Below are 22784 nucleotides of genomic sequence, written 5' to 3'. Positions count from 1 at the left end.
ATTACTATTTTTTAGGATTAGTTAATTGTTCAATCACGTAATCACCGCGATCCTTATCGTTAGTGTATTTTGTTTTTAGAAAATTTGGGAAAAAGAATAGCTTTAAAACAAAAAACATAATAAACAACTTCAGGATTATAATCAACCACACTTGTCTACTCCACGATTTTTGTCCAGCAAATCCCTCGTAATAAAACATCCATATTTTTTTCAGTGACAACAGTAGTTTCATAAATAATCATCGATTTTATGCGTTGCTATTCTTTTGTAAATCACCCTATAAATTAAAGACCTCATCGTCTTTTATTGCTTATCAATAAACTATTCAAATGTATACTATATTCCTAAGCATTCAAGCATTCCAACATAGATACTTTTTATAACCACATTTAAAAAATCAATAAACATTTAATAAACAGGCAATTGTACCCAGTGTGATATTTTACACATCTACCTGTTAATCTAGGTTTTAGGAATAACACAAACCCTATTTTCAATATAAAATGTCTTGAAAAAGATTATTTCACTAAATGTTGGTTTTTGACTTTACAAATAATTACATAAGCCAACAATAATCACATATTCAAGAGATTATACTCAATATTTTTAAAATCGAATTAAAATAATAAAAAAGAGAAGACCTATAATGAAGTCAAATTGCAACTGCAGGTTTTCGATATATTTCTTTATATTTGAGTTACAACGCAAACGTTGGTGAAACATAAAAAGATTAAACAAAAAGCCTTTAAAGTCAGTAAAATCAAGAGTTATTTATTCTTATTTAGAATGTTTTTAAAGAGCTATTGTTAGACTCAATTATTCCAATCAATTAGATGGCATAATTGATATTTTATTTGAAAACTAACCTTATATCATAATGAAAGAAGAAACATCAAACAACAGCAGAAGGAAATTCCTTAAAAGTTTTGGTATTTCAGTTGGTGCTGCAGGTGTTGTTAGTAGCTTTTCTCTAATTGGAGCAGCTAAAGCAGCAGCCAAAAAACCAGCAGAAATGGTGAATTTGCTTACACAAGACGGGCAGCTTGTGCAAGTGGATAAAAACCAATTGCGACCTACGGTTACTGAACCACTTGATGAACTTCAAAAAAGAGGTCGTGAAGGTATTCCTGGTAAATCATTTGTAATGGTGATAGACCTAAGCAAATGTCGCAATGCCAGAAAATGCATGGCGGCTTGTCAGAATCACCACCAGCTAAGAGCAGATCAGCACCATATCAATGTACTTCAAATGCAAGATGCTGAGCATACAGCTCCTTACTTCATGCCAAAACCTTGTCAGCATTGCGACAATCCTCCTTGCACAAAAGTGTGTCCTGTTGATGCAACTTTCAAGCGTCAGGATGGTATCGTACTTATCGACAACGAGAGGTGTATTGGTTGCCGATTCTGTATTGCAGCTTGTCCATATTCTGCTCGAATTTTCCAATGGACGGAACCTAAAGATTCTGAGAAGTACAAAGATCTTACTTATAATATTGAAGCCAACGTTCCTCAGAAAAAAGGTACTGTGAGCAAGTGTTTGTTTAGTGCAGACCGATTGCGTGAAGATAAACTTCCTTCATGTGTTTCTTCCTGTCCGAATGGAGTATACTACTTTGGAGACAGAAATGAAGATGCTGTGACCAACGGAACTACTGGTGAAACCGTTCGTTTCTCGAAATTAATAGAAGAAAACGCTGGTTATACTTTAATGGAAGAATTGGGTACTAAGCCTAGAGTATATTACCTACCTCCTAAAAACAGAGCCTTTGAGTTTAATGGCGACTTGCTAAATGAGGAGAATCTTCACTAAATATCAAATTAAACAATAGATAATTATTTGCCCTAAATAACTAAATCTTATGAATGACTTACCTAAACAGAAAGAAACAACTCTTTCGTTTGAAAAAATAAAAAAAGACATTCTACATCCAATGCAAAACCACAAAGGTCTTGAACTTTGGATTGTATTTTTGATCGCAGTAATTAGTGTTTGCGGTTGGGCCTATTACATTCAGTTAAAAGATGGATTAGGTGTAACTGGAATGCGAGATTACGTTTCATGGGGATTGTACATTGCCAACTTTGTATTCTTTGTAGCGGTTAGTTTGGTTGGGATGTTAATTTCCTCAATTTTAGGATTACTCCGAATCGATTGGATAACACCAATCTCCAGAATTGCAGAAATCATAGCCGTAGCCTTTGTGGCCGTTGCCGGTTTAGTAATTGTACTTGATATGGGGCGACCAGACAGAGTATTAAATGTAATGATTCATGGTCGTTTCCAGTCACCAATTCTTTGGGATGTTACGGTAATCACTACTTATCTAACTGTAAGTGCCTTGTTGCTAATTTTACCGATGATACCTGATTTGGCAATCTGTAAAAAAGAGCTTACCAAAGCTTCTCCAATCATGAAGAAGTTGTATAATATTCTTTCATTGGGATATATTAACACACCTGAACAGCATAAACATCTTCATAAGATGATTCGAACTTTAATGGTTCTAATCGTTCCAATTGGTCTTGCTATTCACACGGTAACTTCTTGGTTATTTGCAGCAACCTTGCGAAATGGTTGGGATACTACCATATTCGGACCTTATTTCGTTGCTGGTGCTTTTGTTGCAGGAGCTGCGGCCTTAATCATTGCCATGTATTTCTTCAGAGTAAATTACAAATTGTATGATTATATTACCGATTTACAGTTCGATAAAATGGGTAAGCTTTTGGTAGCGGTATGTTTGGTTTACTTATATTTCAACCTGAACGAATTTTTAGTTCCTGGCTATAAAATGAAAACAGGTGATGACGTGCACCTAAAAGAATTATTCTATGGACACTGGGCAATCATGTTCTGGTCTTCTCAATTGCTAGGAAATATTATTCCTATCATTCTATTGGTTTATAAAAAATTCAGAAAGCCTTTACCAATCATGATTATTTCATTGTTTGTATTGGCCGGAGCTTGGTTTAAACGATATGTAATTGTAATTCCAACATTGCTTCACCCTCATTTACCAATTCAAAATGTTCCAGAGAACTTCGTGCATTACTATCCTACTGCAATCGAAGTTTCGGTAACAGTATTAAGTTTTGCATTGGTACTGTTGATTATTACTGTACTTTCTAAAATTTTCCCAGTTGTTCCTATTGTAGAAACAGCGGAAAGCAAGGGAATTGAAGTTAAAATTGACGCCTAAACGAAAAGAATCATGAAGAATACAATTAAAAATATAGCTGCTTTATTCCTGATTTTTATTTTCTCAGGCTCATTAGCAAATGCACAGGGATGGTCGGTTCCAAGCTCTGCAAAGAAGAAACAAAATCCTTACGAAGCCACTGCCAAAAACATTAGCTCAGGTAAGAAAATATACAATCTTAACTGTAAGTCTTGTCATGGTGATCCAACAATGGCAAATATGCTACCGTTGGCACCTGTTGCTCCCACCGATTTAGGTTCACAAAATTTCCTTGTACAATCTTCAGATGGAGAAATTTACTACAAGGTAAATAAAGGACAAGGTGCGATGCCAACCTTCGAAAAAACCTTAAGCGATGAAGACAAATGGATGGTCATAACATTTTTGAGATCATTTGATAAAAACAAAAAAGAAAGACAACAAGTTGCTGAGATTAAAAATCCGGAAGTTACTGATGTTAAATTAGAACTAAAAGTTAATGAGGCTGAAAAAAACATGTCAGCCAAATTAAGTGGTGTTACTAAAACAGGGAAACGTGTAGGTTTACAAGGTATCGAAATGAGTTTCTTGGTAAAAAGAAGCTTTGGATTTCTTGATGTTTCGGGCGAAGATCCATACACCAACGAAAAAGGTGATGTTCAGATTCAGTTTCCTAAAGATCTTCCTGGAGACAGAGAAGGACAAGTTAATATGCTTGTTAAAGTAACTGATGATGCATTCTACGGAAAATTGGAAGAAGCCAGAGTTGTAACTCTGGGTGTACCAACTGATCCTGTTAATCCTCTTGATGAAAGAGCAATGTGGGGAACCAGGGCTAATGCTCCAATCTGGATTATTGTGACTTTTGTAGGTGGTGTAGTTGGTATTTGGAGTGTAATCTTTTTGGTACTGTTCCAAATGATTAAGCTGCCAAAATTGGCCAGTAAGAAAGATTAATTTGATTCTTCACTTTCTTCCTTTTTGGATTTTGAAGATCTTCCCAATTTATAAAGAAGATATCCAATACCAACAAGAAAGTGAAGAGCGGTTATCGCAACAACGATATAAATTAAGCTTGAATCTGTTCTCATAGTCTGAATTTAAATTACGTTCTGCAAGATGGCAAATATGCAGCAAGAAACAAAAAATCAAATTTGTGTGCACTGTGGCGACGACTGCGGCAAACATCCTGTTATGTGGGATGATAAGCCCTTTTGTTGCAATGGTTGTTCAACTGTATATCAGCTTTTGCACGAGAATGAACTATGTTCGTACTACGATTTTGAATCCAATCCTGGAATTAAAATCGAGAGCGGTAAATTTAAAGAGAAGTTTGCATTTCTTGATGAAGAAGAAATTGCCAATCAATTGTATGATTTTTCTGAAGGAAACATCCGTAAACTTACCTTATACATTCCGGCTATTCATTGTAGTTCTTGCATTTGGCTACTCGAAAATTTAAATATTCTCAATCAGGGTGTTTTAAAGTCGATGGTTAATTTTGTGAAGAAAGAGGTAAGCTTGACCTTCGATTCCGATCAAGTTAGTATTCGTCAGTTGGCTGAATTACTATCTTCTATTCACTATGTACCTGAAATTACTCTGGACAAGCTTCAGCAAAAACAAAACAAGGATGCCAACAAAAAATTGCTTTACAAAATAGGTATTGCAGGCTTTTGTTTTGGAAATATCATGCTGCTGAGCTTGCCCGAATACGTTCCGGGAAATGAATATTTGGAAACGCATTTCAAAAACTTCTTTGGAATGATGAATTTCTTCCTGGTTCTTCCGGTATTTCTGTATAGTGGTAATGATTACCTAGCTTCAGCATATAAAGCAATTAAACATCGCTTTGTAAATATCGACGTACCCATTTCACTAGGAATTTTGACTCTATTCATTCAAAGTTCGTATGAAATTTTTTCCGGTACTGGCGCTGGGTATATGGATTCCCTTACTGGTCTGATCTTTTTCCTATTGATTGGAAAATGGTATCAAAACAGAACTTACCAGGCTTTATCTTTTGAAAGAGATTATCGCTCCTATTTTCCTGTTGCCGTTAGCAAAATGGAAAATGGACAGGAAGTAAGCACCCCAATCGAGAAATTGAAAAAAGGTGATATTATTCTAATCAGAAATCAGGAATTGATTCCTGCAGATAGTATTCTCACCAAAGGTGATGCACAGATCGACTACAGCTTTGTGACAGGAGAATCGAAACCTGTATTTAAGGAAGCTGGTGATCAGATTTTTGCTGGTGGAAAGCAGATGGGTAGTGCAATTGAACTGACCATCGAAAAAGATGTAGTTCAAAGTCGCTTAACTCAGCTTTGGAATCAGTTTGATGAAGAAAATAGTGAAGCCTCAAAGCTGAATTCCTTAATTGACAAAATCAGTAAACATTTCACGATAATCATTATTGCCATTGCAGCATTAAGTGGATTGTACTGGCTATTTAATGACACTAGCAAAGCCGTTTTCGCATTTACATCAGTATTGATTGTAGCTTGCCCCTGTGCTTTGGCATTATCAGCTCCTTTTGCTTTGGGTAATACCATGAGATTAATGGGACGATTGGGAATTTATTTGAAAGGCTCGCATGTGGTTGAGAAATTAAACTCCATCACAAGTATTGTTTTCGATAAAACCGGAACCATTACCCAGGCTGATGAAGTGAAAATTTCCTTTGAGGGTGATAAGCTAACAACTGAAGATTATGTAGCGGTAAAGTCTTTAACCAGACATTCAACTCATATCTTAAGCTCTTCAATTTACGATCATCTAAAAGATATTAGTCCTGAGAAGGTGGAAGATTATCATGAACTCCCATCTATGGGAATATCTGGCTTTGTAAATGAACACGAAATCAAACTGGGTTCAGCTAAATTCATATCTGAAGGTATTTCAGAAAGCAAATCATTAACAACAGAAGTATACTACTCGGTTGATGGAAATGTAAAAGGTCACTTTACCTTAAGCAATCAATACAGAACCGGTTTATCAGACTTGATTAAAAATTTATCATCGAAATACGACCTGCATGTTCTTACTGGAGATAATGATGCGGAAAGAGAAAATCTTGAAAAAATTTTCCCTGCCTCATCTAACCTTCGTTACGATCAATCGCCGAATGATAAATTGGAATATGTCAACCAATTGAAGAAAGAAGGCAAAAAAGTACTGATGATTGGTGATGGATTAAATGATGCCGGAGCTTTAAAGTCAAGCGATGTGGGAATTTCAATTGCCGATGATGTTTACCATTTTTCGCCTGCATGTGATGCGATTTTGGAATCCTCAAAGTTCTCTGAACTAACTCGATTCTTATCGATAACAAAAAAAAGTATTTGGATTGTAAAATTAAGCTTCCTACTGTCGTTCTTGTACAATTTTGTAGGCCTTTATTTTGCCATACAAGGGATTTTATCTCCTATTGTAGCAGCATTGTTGATGCCCATTAGTTCCGTTTCGATTGTAGCCTTTACAACCATCACTACTAACTTAATTGCAAAAAATAAAGAATCAGAAAATAAAATTACAGACAATAAAAATATAGAGCAGAAAGCCTTTGCATCAGCAAAATCTGTTCAATTAAATTAATTAACATGAGTGTTTTGTTCGTTTTAATCGGTGTGAGTATGCTAGTGGCGGGAGGATTCCTAATTGGATTTCTATGGGCCGTTAAAAAAGGGCAATACGATGACTCCTACTCTCCTTCGGTAAGAATTTTATTCGAAGACAAAGAGAAGAAGGCAGAAGAATTATTAGATCTAGAAAATACAGCAAAGAAGAACCATAAATCTTAATTTAATGGAAACACAACATTTTTCGTACGATAACAAAATCGTTAAATATTTTGCCTACGCAACCATTATTTGGGGTGTAGTCGGAATGTTGGTGGGGTTATTGGCAGCCTTGCAGCTCGCTTTCCCGGTTTTTAATTTTAATTTGGAATACACCACTTTCGGACGTATTCGTCCAATCCATACCAATGCGGTAATTTTCGCCTTTGTTGGGAACGGGATTTTCGCAGCGGTATACTATTCGCTGCAGCGATTGCTAAAAGCCAGAATGTTTAGCGATAAACTAAGCTGGATTCACTTTTGGGGATGGCAGGCCATTATCGTTTCAGCGGCAGTAACATTTGTACTTGGGATCACTACAAGTAAAGAATATGCAGAGCTGGAATGGCCAATCGATATCGCAATTACCATTATTTGGGTGGTATTTGGATGGAACATGTTTGGTACAATTCTAAGACGTAGGGCCGATCACCTATATGTTTCCATTTGGTTCTACATCGCAACTTTTGTGACCGTTGCAGTGCTTCACATTGGTAACTCAATCGAGCTTCCTTATAGCTGGATTCAGTCCTACCCGGTTTATGCTGGTGTTCAGGATGCTTTGGTACAATGGTGGTACGGACACAATGCAGTGGCATTTTTCCTAACCACTCCTTACTTGGGATTGATGTATTACTTTTTGCCTAAGGCAGCGAATCGTCCGGTATATTCATACCGATTATCGATTATTCACTTTTGGGCATTGGTATTCCTTTATATCTGGGCTGGTCCTCACCACTTGTTATATACTGCACTTCCTGATTGGGCTCAATCGCTTGGAGTTGTATTCTCAATCATGTTGATTGCTCCATCGTGGGGTGGTATGTTCAACGGATTACTTACGCTTCGTGGTGCATGGGATAAAGTTCGCGATAGTGCAACCTTGAAATTTATGGTGGTTGCCGTAACAGCTTACGGTATGTCAACTTTCGAAGGTCCGATGATGTCCTTAAAATGGGTGAACTCATTAACACATTATACTGACTGGACAATTGCTCACGTTCACATTGGAGCAATGGGTTGGAATGGATTCCTGACTTTTGGTATGCTTTACTACCTATTTCCTAAAATGTGGAAGACCAAGTTGTATTCAGAAAAATTGGCCAACGCTCACTTCTGGATGGGAACCTTAGGTATGATTTTTTATGCATTGCCATTGTACTGGGGAGCCGTAGTTCAAACTTTAATGTGGAAAGAATTTACTCCTGACGGATTATTGGCTTATCCTAACTTCCTTGAAACCGTTACACAGATTCTTCCAATGTATCACGTACGTGTGCTAGGTGGATTACTATACTTTACAAGCTTGTTCTTAATGGTTTACAACCTATTTAAGACTGCTGCATCAGGTAAATGTTCGGATAATGAAGAAGCTTCGGCTCCTGCATTACATTCACCTAAGAAACGTGAAAAAGGTGAAGGTTTACACCGTTGGTTAGAGAGAAAACCTGTTCAGTTCATGGTTCTTTCTACTGTGGCAATTTTAATTGGTGGTGCTTTCGAGATTATTCCAACATACTTGATCAAGTCAAATGTACCAACCATTGAAAGTGTAAAACCATATACACCGCTTGAACTACAAGGTCGTGATATTTATATCCGAGAAGGATGTAATACGTGTCACTCACAAATGGTTCGCCCTTTCAGATCTGAAACGGAACGTTACGGTGAGTATTCAAAGGCTGGTGAATTTGTATACGATCATCCTCACCTTTGGGGATCGAAACGTACTGGTCCGGATTTGGCTCGCTCGGGAGTACCTGGAGGAAAAATGTACAAGACCAATGTATGGCATTACAACCACATGTTGGATCCTCAAAAGATGAATGCGCAATCAATCATGCCGAAATATCCTTGGTTGATTAAAGATGAATTGGATACATCATCTACTCCTGCTAAGATCAGAGCAATGATCACGCTTGGAGTTCCTTACGATGAAGAACCATATCCTGCAAACTACGATCAAGTGGCTAATGATGACTTGAAAAAACAAGCCAAAGAAATTGCTGCTGATTTGAACGCAAATGGAATTGATGTAACAAGCGACAAAGAAATTATTGCTTTGATTGCATACCTACAGCGTTTGGGTAGAGATATATCAGTTAAAGAATAAAAACAAGTAATAAGGATAAAGGATAAAGTAATTGGAGACATTGCTTTAACCTTTTCCCTTTGTACTTTAAAAGTATTAAGTATGAAATTAGTTAGTCATTACTTACAAGGCATATCAGATGTTGGGTTCTTTCCAAGTATCTCATTACTGATTTTCTTCCTGTTTTTTGCAGGAATGGTTTGGTGGGCTTTTAAGAAAAGTAACAAAGCCTACTTCGCTCAAATGGAAAGCTATGCTCTTGATGAAGATGATATGGATTCTTCTGAAATAAATAATAATTGACCCTAAATCTATAGCAATGGATAACGATAAATATATTGAAGAAAACAAACACCTGATTAGCGACCATGATTACGATGGTATCAGAGAATTGAATAATCCAATGCCAACATGGTGGCGATACCTATTCTATGCAACCATTGTATTTTCGGCAGTTTACATTTTCCGATACCATGTGTTTGGAGATGATTTGCAAATTGCGGAATACAATAAGGAAATCGCCTTGGCAGAAGCCAACAAACCAAAACCTAAGTTTGATGAAAATGCATTGGTTTTAATGACAGATGCCGACAACCTTGCCAAAGGAAAAGAGATTTACGACAAAAACTGTATTGCTTGTCACGGTGCAGTTGGGGAAGGAAATGCTATCGGACCAAACCTTACCGACAAATATTGGTTAAATGGTGGTTCTTTAAAAGATGTCTACCATATTATTAAAGTAGGTAAACCTCTAAAAGGAATGTTAGCCTGGCAAAATCAACTTTCACCTGAACAAATGCTACAAGTTGCTAGCTACACCATAAGCTTACAAGGAACTAATCCTCCAAATGCAAAAGAAGCTCAAGGTGAATTAGTAGAATAAAAAATAAGCTACAAGTTTCGAGTTACAAGCTTCAAGAAAATGAACTTGAGGCTTGAAACTTGACAGCTTGGGGCTGATCAATAAACAAAACAACATGGCTCCTGAAAATCCTTACAACACTTATCGTGATCAGTTGGCAACACTGAATGATAGTGGAAAAAGAAAATGGGTATATGCCCAAAAACCGAAAGGTAAACTTTACAATTACAGAAATATCGTAAGCTATACTCTACTTGCATTGATGTTCGGCTTACCATTTGTAAAAGTAGGTGGTGAACCCTTGTTTCTATTAAATGTTCTGGAGCGAAAGTTTATTCTATTTGGTGTAAGATTTTGGCCTCAGGATTTCCACATCTTTCTTTTTTCGATGATCACTCTATTTGTTTTCATCGTGTTTTTTACTGTTAGTTATGGTAGAATTTGGTGTGGGTGGACTTGTCCACAAACTGTTTTCATGGAGTTTATCTTCCGAAAAATTGAATATTTAATTGAAGGATCACACCAAGAACAAAGGAAACTAGATGCTCAATCACTCAACTTTGAAAAGTTCTGGAAGAAAAGCTTAAAGGCAATTCTCTTTTATGCTATTTGTTTCCTTATCACAAATACATTTCTGAGCTATATCATCGGAATAGATGAATTGTGGAAAATCATTAACGATCCTATATCAGAACATAAAGTTGGGCTTATCGTGGCATTAGCATTCTCGGGTGTAATGTACTTTGTATTCGCAAAATTACGCGAACAAGTGTGTTCAATGATTTGCCCTTACGGAAGATTGCAAGGAGTTTTGTTGGATTCGAATACCATTGTTGTAGCCTACGACTATAAACGTGGTGAAGAACGTGCTCCTCTTGAGGCCGGCGAAGATCGTGAAGCCGAAGGAAAAGGCGATTGCATAGATTGCTATCAATGCGTTGATGTTTGTCCAACAGGAATTGATGTGCGTGATGGTACACAATTGGAATGTATCAACTGTACTGCTTGTATTGATGAATGTAATTCGGTAATGGAATGGATCGGAAAGCCAAAGGGATTGATTCGTTTCGATTCTGAGAAAAATATCGCCGAAGGCAAAAAGAACAACTGGCCGATTCGTAAAATTGCTTATACAATTGTACTTACAGCTTTAATCGGAATTGTTATTGGTTTGTTTGCCTCAAGATCCGATTTGGAAGCAATCATCCTGCGTACTCCGGGTTTAATGTTTCAGCAGCAAGACAATGATAAAATCAGCAATATGTATAACTTTAAGGTGGTGAATAAAACTACCAAAGAAGTAGCTATTCATTTTAAAATTATGGATCACGAAGGTGAGGTTAAGGTAATTGGTGAAGACTTAAAAGCTGATGCAAGTTCAATAAAAGAAGGTGTGTTTTTCGCCATTCTCCCTAAATCAGAAGTTAAAGGTGATAAAGTACCTATTAGCATCGGAGTTTATGCTGGTCAGAAATTGATAGAAGAGGTGGAATTAACTTTTGTTGGTCCGAATTAATGGTCTGATAAAATATAGAGAGGGTTAAAAATGAAGAAATTGAATTGGGGAACAAAACTGGGAATCATGGCATCGATATACGTAATTGGTGTATTGATTTTTGTTGGATTTAGTACAACTCAAAAAATAAATCTGGTTTCGAAGGATTACTATCCTACTGGGGTGAAACATCAGGATCAAATCAATAAGATTAAAAATGCAGTACAGTTAGAAACGCCTGTTAGGATTGAACAAGTCGGTGATAATATTGAAATCACATTTCCTGCCAATATGAAATCTGGTGTAGAAGGTGATATTATTGTGTACCGACCTGCCGATTACGATTTGGACTTAAAATACAAACTAGCCTTAAACGATAGTGGCGTTTATATTTTAAACACAGATAAGCTGCTTAAAGGCAGATACACCATTAAATTAGATTGGGTGCATAATAACATTCCTTACTATAAGGAAGAGGCGATTTATTTGAGTAAGTAAAAAAATTAAAATGGTATATATATCAGCATTAACACTAGGACTTTTGGGCAGCTTCCACTGCGTTGGAATGTGTGGCCCTATTGCATTGGCAATTCCACTAAAAACCGATTCATGGTTAGCACGAATCTTTGGTGGGGTACTTTACAATTTGGGTAGAGCAATTACCTATGCGATTATGGGTGCCGTATTTGGGTTACTTGGTCGCGGATTGGTAATGAGTGGATTTCAACAGTGGGTGTCCATAATTATGGGAGCCATCATGATTCTTTCCGTAATTACACCATCAATCTATAAAAATCGATTCAATGCCGATAAAGGTGTGTTCTCGTTCGTAGGCAAATTAAAAATGTCCTTGGGAAAACTATTTGCCCAGCGTAGCTACGGATCATTATTGATGATTGGCCTACTAAATGGATTATTACCATGTGGCTTGGTATATTTTGCCATTGCAGGTGCTATCGCAACTGGATCTTCTGTTAGCGGTAGTCTATTCATGTTCATATTCGGTCTGGGGACTCTACCAATGCTCTTGGCAATTTCTCTTATCGGAAACATGATTACATTGGAACTTCGAAAAAAAATAACCAAACTGATTCCTTATGCAATTGTATTTATTGGCGTGTTATTTATTCTTCGTGGCTTAAGCCTTGGGATTCCATATCTAAGTCCTCCTGAAAAAGTAATGACAGTGCCTGTTGAAGAAGCTCAACAAGAAAAGCCTTCTTGTTGTCATTAAACAAGCTAGTGCCTCAATGTAATATATTTGGCATGCATAAAGACTTCTGGTGCCTGGGGTAAACCAATTCAATGTTAGGGAGCCATATTAAATGGCTTTCATTTGGCTTACCCTGACAGAATTAAATTTAAATAAGGTTTATACAAAATTTGAGACACTAGCCTGAAATATGCCAGCAACAAAGAGTAAGCTTAAAGAAATAGGCAGGAATTTGCAAGAAACAGCTTCTCAGCTTCAAGAAGTAGGCTTCCAACTCTAAGAAATAGAGTTCACTGCTCAATCTATTGACTTTCTGCCAGAAGAACTTGACTTCAAGTTCTAATCTATAGACTTCCACCTTCAAGATATAGAACCTTAAATTCAAGAAATGATATTCCAGTTTTAATCTTTATACTTTCGACTTCGAGAAATGGACTTTGAGAAGATATCGATGCACTTTCAAATTAATGTAATAGGCTTCATGTTCCAATCAATGCCCTTTCTGATCGATTCGGTACACTTTCAACTCTTGGAAATATACTTTCGAATCTAATCGATACACTTTTAGCTCCTAGAAATAGATCTTGAGGTTCATTCAATAGAGTTTATGACCTAAGAAGTTTTGTATATTTAAGCAGAATACTTAAACAATGGAATTCAAAAGCTCTTTATGGATAAAGTCGAAGAATACATCTACAATTTTGAGGGGGAACAAAGAGAAATTCTCTTGCAGCTTCATAACTTGATGATGTCTTTCCCTCACGTTGTAGCCAAATACCGATACAAAGTTCCGTTTTATTACCGCAAAGCCTGGATTTGTTATTTACTCCCTAATAAGAATGGCTCTGTAGACCTATCTTTTACCAGAGCCATTGAGTTCGCCGATGAGAACAAACAACTCGACTTCAGAGATAGAAAAATGGTTGGGAGCATTTGCCTTTCCAAACTTACAGATATCAATCAGGATGTAATGCTTCTCATTCAAGAAGCTCTTTTGATTGATGATACCGTTCCCTATACAAAAAAGTGGTTCGGCAGAGACAAGAAGTAACTATTCAGTAAAATCCAAGATATCACCAGGCTTACATTCCAATTCACGACAAATTGCCTCAAGCGTAGAAAAGCGAATAGCCTTAGCCTTGCCACTTTTAAGAATCGATAAATTAGCCACAGTAATACCGATACGCTCAGCAAGCTCCTTCGAACTCATTTTGCGTTTGGCTAGCATTACATCCAAGTTTGTTATTATTGGCATATCTATTCTTTTAAATGGTTAATTCGCTCTCTTCTTTTAGCTTTATTCCAGCTTTGTAGACTTCTGCGATTACTAAAGTGATAAGAAACGAAAGTATACCTAATAAATTAAAATAATCGGGATGTAAATGAATTAACTTACCCATCACATAAATGTCTTCCACAAGAAAATAAGAGAAAACTACAGCCACAAGAAATTGATATAAAATATATGCTAAAGTAATAAAAGCTATTTTCCTGATTCGCATATAATTTACATCTACAAAAAACTCTCTCATTGATTGGCTCACCGATAAAGTATGAAATATATCTTTAAATTGTTTTGTAACAAAAAAAGCACACAAAAACATCGCAATATTATTTAAAAAGGCTAAGAATCTATACCCCATATCACTAGTAATAAAAGATTCTGGCATTACTTCAACCATCCCGACTCCTTTAAATGCTGAATCTCCAATTAATGTATAATTTATAGGAAGTTCTAAATAACTACTTATCAAACTGAACTCTAATTGACTCGTTGAATCCCATCCAATAATTAAATTTAATGGAATGAAAACAATTGTTCCTGCCAAACCAAGAACACTAAGAATATAAAACAAATAAAACGTAGAATACAAGTGCTTCAATAATCGATTATTCTTTTTCATAGGATTAGATTTAGTATAGCTTACTAATACAAACCTAAGTAATTATTTTTTGTTTTTCAATTCTTTTTTATTGTTTTTCGATAATTTTATTTCCTTTTTCAATAATAAAAAAACTCTCAAGTTCCTATAAAACCTGTCCATATACTTATTTATTATTCCTCGATAATTATATGTAATTTCGGCTCAAATTTCTCAAGCCAACTGAAAATGAACAAACAGTCTCTTATGGTATATGCCAGTATTGTATTGGCAATGCTTTTTTGGAGTTTTTCTTTTGTATGGGTAAAAATTGTGTACTTGGTTTACAATCCAATCACAACAGTGTTTCTTCGCCTAAGTATCTCTTCTGCCTTATTATTTCTTATTGGCAAAAGTTTAAAAAGAATTCAAGGCGTTCAAAAAGAAGATAGAATCTATCTGGTTTTGCTCGCATTTTTCGAACCATTCCTATATTTCTTAGGCGAAAGTTTTGGGTTAAAACTTGTCTCTTCCACTCTTGGTGCAGTAATCATTTCAACCATTCCATTGTTTTCCCCAATTGCAGCCTATTTGTTCCACAAAGAAAGGATCAGCCCAAAAATTGCATTGGGAATTTTGTTTTCAGTAGTTGGAGTAGGAGTCATCATTTTCAATAAGCAATTCGACTTGGTAGCTTCCCCTCAAGGAATTGCATTAATGTTTGTTGCGGTTGCTGCGGCAATTGGCTATTCAATTGTACTAAAAAATTTGGCTACAAAATACAATCCGCTTACACTGATATCTTACCAAAATTTAATTGGTATCGCCTTCTTTTTACCATTGTTCCTTACCTTTGAATTGAATCATTTTTTGAATGCAGAACCTACAACCGAAGTATGGATTGCTTTAATTGAATTGGCTGTTTTTGCTTCCTCTTTGGCATTTATATTCTTCACCTATGGGTTAAAGCATTTGGGTATTAATATGTCGAATTTATTTATCAACGTAATTCCTGTATTTACGGCTATTTTTGCCTTTTTTGTATTAAACGAAAGTCTTACATTTCAAAAAATATTAGGAATTTCAATTGTGATATCAGGTTTGTTCTTATCGCAGGCCAAACTAAAATTCTCAAAAGTTAAGAAGTAATTTCATGAGCAAAATAAAGATTGATTTAGAGCAGTTGAAGGTAAAAGCCAAGAACACCGAGAGCGATACCAAAGAGTTTTTTGCCAAACTTAAAAAGAAGAAACCAAAACAATTGGATATCATTGTTCATGCACTTCACGATGAAGTCTTCGAAGAATTGGATTGTCTTGAATGTGCCAATTGCTGCAAAAGCATTAGCCCAATCATTATCGATAAAGACATTGAGCGTTTGGCCAAGCATTTGCGAATGAAACCATCCGAAGTAATTGATCAATACCTGGAAATGGACAATGACAACGACTTTGTATTTCGCGAAGCTCCTTGCCCATTCCTTATGCCCGATAATTATTGCATGGTATACGAAAGTCGCCCAAGGGCTTGCCGAGAATATCCACACACCGATAGAAAACGCTTTTACCAAATCCTAAACCTAACACTAAAAAACATACATTATTGCCCGGCAGTTTACGAGGTAACCGATCGATTAAAGAAGAAAAAAGATCAATTGTAAACTTTATCCGTATAAATTTCAATTCGGATTTATATCTTTAGATTTCCTAATATTAAACATGAACAGATCTCTTGTCTTATACCTAATCCTATTACTTTCCAGTCTTCAGGCATACAGTCAGTCGGCCGGAGAGAATATTTATGAATTCCTTAACTTGGGAAGCTCAGCTCGTGTAGCAGCTTTAGGTGGAGATCAAATCGCTTTGGGAAATGTGGATGCCGATTATGCCTTTTACAATCCTGCAGCTTTGCATCCTGAATTAGATCAGTCGATCAATTTGAACTATGTAAGTTATTTGGCCGATATCAATTATGGATATGCTTCATATACCAAAACCTATAAAGGTATTGGTACATTCTCGCTTGGAATGCACTACGTAAATTATGGAAAATTTACCGAGGCCGACGAATTTGGTAATATCAAGGGTAAATTTAAGGCATCAGACTATGCGCTTTTTATTAGTTACGGAAAACAAATAAACAAAAACCTTAGTGTAGGGTTAACCCTAAAACCCATTTACTCTTCTTTAGAAAAATACAATTCTTTTGGTTTAGCTACCGATTTAGCAATTATTTACGATAGTTCCGATAAACTTTTTAGAGCAGCATTGGTTGCCCGAAATTTTGGATACCAAATTAAACCTTATTACGGTTCGCACCGTGAAGATTTGCCTAATGAAATACTTATCGGGATGAGCACTAAACTGCAACACGCTCCTTTCCGATTTGCCCTCACCTATCGCCATTTGGAAAAATTAGATCAATCTTATCAATCCAATTTGAACAAAGTTGATGATGCTTTTTCATATCAATCATCGGAAGATGGATTTGTTGACAAGGCATTAAAACATTTAATTCTTGGTGCAGAATTTCTTCCTACAAAAAATTTCGCTGTTCGATTGGGATATAACTTCCAGCGCCGAGATGAATTGAGCGTAGAAGAAAAAAAGTCAACAGTAGGTTTCACCTGGGGTTTTGGCTTCAAAGTGTCACGATTTCGTATAAATTTTGCTTCCGCAAAATATCATCTTGCTGGTACAAGCAATCATTTTTCTGTTAGTACGAGACTTAGCGACTTTAATTTCAGATAAAAGCATTTTTGGAAAGCTGCATTGCAATCGTTTACAGACGAGTAGGCAGCATTTTTAGATCATGAATCCTATTTTTGATCGATTTTCTTACTACTTTTGTACGCAATTGCACAAACTTTTCCAGCAATACTAAATAATGAATATATCTGAAAAGAAATTAATTATAGCAATCGATGGCCACTCTTCGTGTGGTAAAAGCACTGTAGCCAAAGATTTAGCAAAAAAAATAAATTACACTTATATCGACAGTGGAGCAATGTATCGAGTTGTAACTCTTTTTGCAATGCGAAACGCTCTAATAAATAACGACAAGGTAGACGAGAACAAACTAAGTCATTTAATTGATCAGGTTTCAATATCATTCCAATACAATGATGAAAAACAACGTCATGAAACCTATTTAAATGGTGAATTGGTTGAAGATGAAATTCGTTCTTTAGCTGTATCAAACAACGTAAGCTTGATTGCAAAAATTAAGTTTGTTCGCGAAAAAATGGTTGCTTTTCAGCGCGAATTGAGCAAAGAAGGTGGCGTAATAATGGACGGTAGAGATATTGGGACTGTTGTATTTCCAAATGCCGATTTAAAAATATTCATGACTGCCGATGTTGAGGTAAGAGCAATCCGTCGATACAAGGAACTTAAGGATAAAGGCGAAGAAGTATCATTAAATGATATTCGTGAAAATGTGAAGAAGAGAGACTTTATCGATGAAAACAGAGATGAAAGTCCGTTGCGCAAGGCTGAGGATGCTATCGTTCTTAACAATAGCAAACTTAGCAAAGAAGAGCAATTAGATTGGATTGTTGAAAGAATGAACGAAGTCGTTTAATTATCTTTAAGAGAGAAGAAATGAAGATTGAAATCGATCCTAATGCAGGTTTTTGTTTTGGTGTAGTAAATGCTATAAACAAAGCTGAAGAATGTTTAAGTCAAGATGGTCAACTGTATTGCATTGGTGATATCGTTCATAATAGCATTGAGGTTAACCGTTTAAATGATTTAGGATTACAAACAATCGAACATGATGAGTTCAAAGGAATAAAGGAAAAGAAAGTACTGTTCCGTGCGCATGGCGAACCACCAACATCTTATCGAATTGCAAAAAAGAATAAGGTTGAAATAGTCGATGCCACTTGTCCTGTAGTTTTAAACCTTCAAAAAAGAATTAAGAAGGCATTCCGCGAACTTAAAGAAGTAAATGGTCAAATCCTCATTTACGGAAAAAAAGGTCATGCCGAAGTAAATGGCTTGGTAGGCCAAACCAATGGCAAGGCAATTGTTATTGAAACAACAAAAGACCTAAAATCAGTTAATCTGGATTTACCAGCAGAATTGTTCTCACAAACAACAAAAACTCTGGAAGGGTTTAATTTGCTTCGTGAAGAATTACAAAAAATAATGAAGGCTCCGTTTAAAGCTCATGATACAATATGTCGTAAAGTTGCAAATCGAGTGCCTCTAATAAAAGAGTTTGCGCAAAAACATGATGTAATTGTTTTCGTAAGCGGGAAAAAGAGTTCAAATGGAAAATTACTATTCGATGTTTGCAAAGGCATGAATCGAAATAGTTATTTCATATCAGAACCACAGGATATTGATGTTAGTTGGTTTGCCAATGCAAAATCTGTTGGTGTTAGTGGAGCAACATCTACTCCTGCTTGGTTAATGAACGAAATTACTGAAAAAATCAAACTTGAAAATAAAATAAATATTAGCATGTCAAGAATTAAGAAAATTGGTGTACTTACATCAGGAGGTGATGCTCCGGGCATGAACGCGGCGATTCGAGCAGTTGTTCGAACTGCAATCTTCAACAAACTTGAAGTTGTAGGTATTAAACAAGGTTATGAAGGTCTTATCAATGGTGATTTCAAAAAAATGAAATCTCATGATGTTAGTAACATCCTTCAAAAAGGAGGAACTATTCTTCGTTCCGCAAGAAGCGAGGAGTTTAGAACCGTAGAGGGAAGACAAAAAGCTTATCAGCAAATGCTTGATAACAAAATCGATGCTTTGGTAGTAATCGGTGGTGATGGTACTTTTTCGGGAGCTCGTATCTTTACACAAGAGCACGATATTCCAGTTGTTGGTATCCCAGGAACTATTGATAACGACTTATTTGGTACCGATTACACCATTGGGTATGATACTGCAATCAATACTGTAATTGATGCTGTTGATAAAATTCGTGATACGGCAAGTGCTCACAACCGTTTATTCTTTATTGAAGTAATGGGTCGTGATGCTGGTTTTATTGCTTTGCGCAGTGGTATTGCAACTGGTGCTGAAGCTATTTTGATACCTGAAAAAGAAACTCACGCAAAAGAATTACAAGCTTATCTTGAAAAAGGTTATAAAGAGCACAAGTCAAGTGGTATTGTAATTGTTGCTGAAGGTGACAAATCCGGAGGTGCGTACACTATTGCCAAAGAAATTGAAAAAGAACATCCTGAATATGACATTCGTGTATCAGTACTTGGTCACATGCAGCGTGGTGGTTCTCCATCAGCATTCGACCGTGTAACTGCTTCTACATTGGGTGTTGCTGCCGTTGAAGCATTGTTGGATGATCAAAAAAGTATCATGGTAGGAATGGTTCATGGTGAAGTTACTCATGTTCCTTTCAACAAAACCATTAAGAACAAAAAGAAAGTTAAGGATACATACTTGCGTATCAACGAAATCCTTTCTATCTAAAACCAATTGTTATACAAAATGAAGCTTTAGCGAGTTTTGTATTTACAATGGTTAATGCCGATAGACTTTTATAGGAGAATATTGAGAGATTCGAAAATAGTCGACATTTTAAAAGCAAATCGGTATAAGTAAAATTTGCGACAGCTTTTGTTCAAGTTATATTTCTTCTGATTGAGATTCCTGCCTTGGGATTTCAATCAGAACTAATAACTTTGGGGAAAATGCCTCAAAAATGAACAATAACCTAAATTTCGCAGATATTATACTGCCACTTCCATTGGCCGGTGTTTACACTTATTCTATTCCAGATGAGCTTAAAGACCAATTGGCCATTGGGAAAAGGGTAGTTGTTCCTTTAGGTACAAAAAAACTGTACACAGGCATTGTACAAACACTTCACAACAATGCCCCTACCGATTATAAGGTAAAAGACATACTGTCTTGTCTGGATGACTTTCCGGTAATTAATAATTTTCAATTAAAATTTTGGGATTGGATATCTCAATACTATCAATCAGTATTGGGCGATGTGTACAAGGCTGCAATACCTTCTGGTTTAAAATTGGAGAGCCAAACAAAAATTATCCTCAACGAAGAATTTGTTGCTGATAAAGCTCTTAGTAAAACTGAAGATCAAATCTTAAACATTTTAAGCAAATCGAAAGATGTTACTATTGCCAGTTTAAATCAGGCTACAGGATTAAAAAATACACTTCCACAAATAAAGTCACTGCTAGAAAAAGGCGCTGTGGCAGTGGAAGAACACATTTCATCTGGATACAAAGAGAAAAAAAAAGAATTTGTTAGTCTGCATTCAAATTTCACAGAAGAGGAAATTGGTGAATTATTGAATGGATTGAAACGAGCAAAAAAACAACAAGAATTACTTTATTCTTATCTAAATCTTTCCAAGCATTATTTTGAAGATAAACCTGTGAAAGTAAGCAGTAACGAACTCTTAAAATCAGTTGACGGCTCGAGAGCAATCCTGAAATCCTTGATAGATAAGAACATTTTAAAATTTTATTTCGAGAAATTAGATCGATTAGACTTTAGCTCAATCAATACAACAGGATTAAAGGAATTAAATTCACATCAAAAGATTGCAATAAATGAAATTCGAGAGAACTTCGAACACAAAAATTGCGTGCTTTTGCATGGTGTTACTTCAAGTGGAAAAACTGAAATCTATATTCATTTAATTGAAGAACAATTAAAGCTTGGAAAACAAGTTCTTTACCTACTTCCTGAAATTGCATTAACCACTCAGATCATTAATCGTTTAAAAGCGGTTTTTGGCAATAAAGTTGGTGTTTACCATTCAAAATTCAACGATTCAGAACGCGTCGAAATCTATAACAACATTCTGCAATCCGATTCTGATAATGCTTATCAGGTAATACTTGGCGTTCGTTCCTCTATTTTTCTTCCTTTCAGTAATTTAGGATTAATTATTATTGATGAAGAACATGAGAACACCTACAAACAATTTGATCCTTCACCAAGATACCATGCAAGAGATGCTGCTTTATATCTTGCCAACTTACATGGAGCAAAAACCCTTTTGGGAACCGCAACTCCAGCAGTAGAAAGCTATTACAATGCACAAACTGGTAAATACGGTTTGGTGGAATTATTCCAAAGACATCAGGAAATTGAAATGCCTGAAATCATAGTAGCTGATATTAAAGAAGCTCGAAGAAAGAAAATGATGAAATCGATTTTTTCGCCGGAATTGATGTCACACATGACAGATAGTTTGGAGAACAAAGAACAAATCATCTTATTTCAAAACAGAAGAGGATATGCCCCTTATTTGGAATGCAAATCCTGTGGTTGGGTTCCTCATTGTCCAAACTGTTCAGTAAGCCTTACCTATCATCGCCATAACAATTTGCTGGTTTGTCATTATTGTGGTCATGGTATGACACCTCCAAACAGTTGTGAGCATTGCGGCTCATCTGGGCTGGAAGATAGAGGATTTGGAACCGAAAAAATTGAAGAAGAACTTCTCTCCTACTTTCCTGAAGCCAGAGTTGGTCGAATGGATTTGGATACAACCCGAAAAAAAAATGCCTACGAAAAACTAATTTATCAATTCGAAAAACAAGAATTGGATATTTTGGTTGGAACACAAATGGTTTCGAAAGGTTTGGATTTTGATAATGTTGGTTTGGTAGGAATTTTAAATGCCGATTCTATGCTCAATTATCCAGATTTTAGAGCATATGAAAGAAGTTTTCAGATGATGGCACAAGTTTCTGGTCGTGCGGGTAGAAAAAAGAAAAGAGGCAAAGTATTGATTCAAACCTACACACCTGAACATGAAATTATTAAAAACGTAGTTAAAAATGACTATTTTGAGATGTATTCTTCGCAGATTACAGAACGTAAAGAATATATCTATCCTCCATTTTACCGCTTAATCAACATTAGTTTGAAACACAAGAATCAACGTTTGGTTAACGAAGCTGCCAGTTACTTTGCCAACTCACTTCGCAAAATTTTTGGGATTAGAGTATTTGGCCCACAATCTCCAGTTATAAATCGAATTCAAAATTCGTTTATTGTAAATATTCATTTAAAAATTGAAAAGAAAAGTTCACCTGCAAAGGCCAAATGGATTCTAAATCAACAAGCAAATTTCTTGAAAGAAATCGAAAAATTTAAAAGCATTCAAATCAATTTTGATGTTGATCCTATGTAATAACTTATCGAAATTAAGTGTTAAAAAAGCCTAAGGATTTTCAGCAATGTTTATCAACAAACGAATTTGTTTATCTTTG

General features: G+C 35.9%; 22 protein-coding genes. 18 read left to right on the top strand and 4 right to left on the bottom strand.

Annotated features, from left to right (window positions below):
• Positions 1-4: 4 nt before the first annotated feature.
• Positions 5-199 carry a DUF4492 domain-containing protein gene (locus tag ACKPCA_RS17720; RefSeq protein ID WP_211334452.1) on the bottom strand — a complete coding sequence of 65 codons (195 nt, stop codon included), beginning with the start codon at positions 197-199 and terminating at the stop codon, positions 5-7.
• Positions 200-877: 678 nt separating this feature from the next.
• Between ACKPCA_RS17720 and ACKPCA_RS17715 the strand changes: the two genes are divergently transcribed.
• Genes ACKPCA_RS17715 through ACKPCA_RS17705 form a run of 3 tightly spaced genes read left to right on the top strand, consistent with a single transcriptional unit; the run spans position 878 to position 4139 of the window.
• A complete protein-coding gene (locus ACKPCA_RS17715; protein ID WP_054717021.1) occupies positions 878-1813 on the top strand; it encodes a 4Fe-4S dicluster domain-containing protein in 936 nt (311 codons plus the stop codon).
• Between the two features lie 49 nt (positions 1814-1862).
• A complete protein-coding gene (gene nrfD, locus ACKPCA_RS17710) occupies positions 1863-3203 on the top strand; it encodes an NrfD/PsrC family molybdoenzyme membrane anchor subunit (protein WP_321280250.1) in 1341 nt (446 codons plus the stop codon).
• Between the two features lie 12 nt (positions 3204-3215).
• The gene (locus ACKPCA_RS17705; protein WP_321280249.1) at positions 3216-4139 is read left to right on the top strand and encodes a c-type cytochrome; all 924 of its coding nucleotides are present in this window, start codon (positions 3216-3218) and stop codon (positions 4137-4139) included.
• Here the strand turns inward: ACKPCA_RS17705 and ACKPCA_RS17700 are convergent.
• Positions 4136-4273: a hypothetical protein gene (locus ACKPCA_RS17700; protein WP_321280248.1), complete on the bottom strand. Its 138-nt coding sequence runs from the start codon at positions 4271-4273 to the stop codon at positions 4136-4138. The two genes, ACKPCA_RS17705 and ACKPCA_RS17700, sit on opposite strands and share 4 nt — an antisense overlap.
• Before the next feature lie 37 nt (positions 4274-4310).
• On the opposite strand from ACKPCA_RS17700, the gene ACKPCA_RS17695 reads away from it, so the two are divergent.
• The 9 genes from ACKPCA_RS17695 (at position 4311) to ACKPCA_RS17655 (ending at position 13737) form a co-directional block, all read left to right on the top strand.
• Positions 4311-6782, top strand: a complete 2472-nt coding sequence (locus ACKPCA_RS17695; RefSeq protein WP_321280247.1) for a heavy metal translocating P-type ATPase — start codon at positions 4311-4313, stop codon at positions 6780-6782.
• Between the two features lie 5 nt (positions 6783-6787).
• Entirely contained in the window at positions 6788-6988 is a 201-nt protein-coding gene (gene ccoS, locus ACKPCA_RS17690; RefSeq protein ID WP_054717010.1) for a cbb3-type cytochrome oxidase assembly protein CcoS, read from the top strand.
• A 4-nt stretch (positions 6989-6992) separates the two neighbouring features.
• Positions 6993-9137: a cytochrome-c oxidase, cbb3-type subunit I gene (gene ccoN, locus ACKPCA_RS17685; protein WP_321280246.1), complete on the top strand. Its 2145-nt coding sequence runs from the start codon at positions 6993-6995 to the stop codon at positions 9135-9137.
• Positions 9138-9218: 81 nt separating this feature from the next.
• The gene (locus ACKPCA_RS17680; protein ID WP_054717007.1) at positions 9219-9419 is read left to right on the top strand and encodes a cbb3-type cytochrome oxidase subunit 3; all 201 of its coding nucleotides are present in this window, start codon (positions 9219-9221) and stop codon (positions 9417-9419) included.
• 16 nt (positions 9420-9435) lie between these two features.
• Entirely contained in the window at positions 9436-9999 is a 564-nt protein-coding gene (locus ACKPCA_RS17675) for a cbb3-type cytochrome c oxidase N-terminal domain-containing protein (protein ID WP_321280245.1), read from the top strand.
• A gap of 52 nt (positions 10000-10051) precedes the next feature.
• The gene (gene ccoG / locus ACKPCA_RS17670; RefSeq protein WP_321280244.1) at positions 10052-11494 is read left to right on the top strand and encodes a cytochrome c oxidase accessory protein CcoG; all 1443 of its coding nucleotides are present in this window, start codon (positions 10052-10054) and stop codon (positions 11492-11494) included.
• Positions 11495-11524: 30 nt separating this feature from the next.
• Positions 11525-11971: a FixH family protein gene (locus tag ACKPCA_RS17665; RefSeq protein WP_321280243.1), complete on the top strand. Its 447-nt coding sequence runs from the start codon at positions 11525-11527 to the stop codon at positions 11969-11971.
• A 10-nt stretch (positions 11972-11981) separates the two neighbouring features.
• Complete coding sequence (locus tag ACKPCA_RS17660) at positions 11982-12707, top strand: sulfite exporter TauE/SafE family protein (RefSeq protein ID WP_321280242.1); 726 nt, start codon at positions 11982-11984, stop codon at positions 12705-12707.
• A 649-nt stretch (positions 12708-13356) separates the two neighbouring features.
• On the top strand, positions 13357-13737 hold the full coding sequence (locus ACKPCA_RS17655) for a DUF1801 domain-containing protein (RefSeq protein WP_321280241.1): 381 nt from the start codon (positions 13357-13359) through the stop codon (positions 13735-13737).
• Here the strand turns inward: ACKPCA_RS17655 and ACKPCA_RS17650 are convergent, their stop codons facing one another.
• Together ACKPCA_RS17650 and ACKPCA_RS17645 are read right to left on the bottom strand one after the other, a co-directional pair.
• Entirely contained in the window at positions 13738-13941 is a 204-nt protein-coding gene (locus ACKPCA_RS17650) for a helix-turn-helix domain-containing protein (RefSeq protein ID WP_110361114.1), read from the bottom strand. It abuts the gene before it with no gap.
• A 10-nt stretch (positions 13942-13951) separates the two neighbouring features.
• Complete coding sequence (locus tag ACKPCA_RS17645) at positions 13952-14590, bottom strand: DUF2975 domain-containing protein (RefSeq protein WP_321280240.1); 639 nt, start codon at positions 14588-14590, stop codon at positions 13952-13954.
• 207 nt (positions 14591-14797) lie between these two features.
• Between ACKPCA_RS17645 and ACKPCA_RS17640 the strand changes: the two genes are divergently transcribed.
• From ACKPCA_RS17640 to priA, 6 genes are all read left to right on the top strand, one after another.
• Entirely contained in the window at positions 14798-15697 is a 900-nt protein-coding gene (locus tag ACKPCA_RS17640; RefSeq protein ID WP_321280239.1) for a DMT family transporter, read from the top strand.
• 4 nt (positions 15698-15701) lie between these two features.
• Entirely contained in the window at positions 15702-16208 is a 507-nt protein-coding gene (locus ACKPCA_RS17635; protein ID WP_321280238.1) for a YkgJ family cysteine cluster protein, read from the top strand.
• A 58-nt stretch (positions 16209-16266) separates the two neighbouring features.
• Positions 16267-17298, top strand: coding sequence for a type IX secretion system protein PorQ (porQ, locus tag ACKPCA_RS17630; protein ID WP_321280237.1), 1032 nt, complete (start codon positions 16267-16269; stop codon positions 17296-17298).
• Positions 17299-17434: 136 nt separating this feature from the next.
• A complete protein-coding gene (gene cmk, locus ACKPCA_RS17625) occupies positions 17435-18130 on the top strand; it encodes a (d)CMP kinase (protein WP_321280236.1) in 696 nt (231 codons plus the stop codon).
• A gap of 20 nt (positions 18131-18150) precedes the next feature.
• Positions 18151-19998, top strand: coding sequence for a 6-phosphofructokinase (pfkA, locus tag ACKPCA_RS17620; RefSeq protein WP_321280235.1), 1848 nt, complete (start codon positions 18151-18153; stop codon positions 19996-19998).
• A 232-nt stretch (positions 19999-20230) separates the two neighbouring features.
• Positions 20231-22705: a replication restart helicase PriA gene (priA, locus tag ACKPCA_RS17615; protein ID WP_321280234.1), complete on the top strand. Its 2475-nt coding sequence runs from the start codon at positions 20231-20233 to the stop codon at positions 22703-22705.
• Positions 22706-22784: the final 79 nt, after the last annotated feature.

It is taken from the genome of Marinifilum fragile (genome assembly GCF_963677365.1).
GTDB lineage: Bacteria > Bacteroidota > Bacteroidia > Bacteroidales > Marinifilaceae > Marinifilum > Marinifilum fragile.
This window is presented reverse-complemented; position numbering and strand designations above follow the sequence as displayed.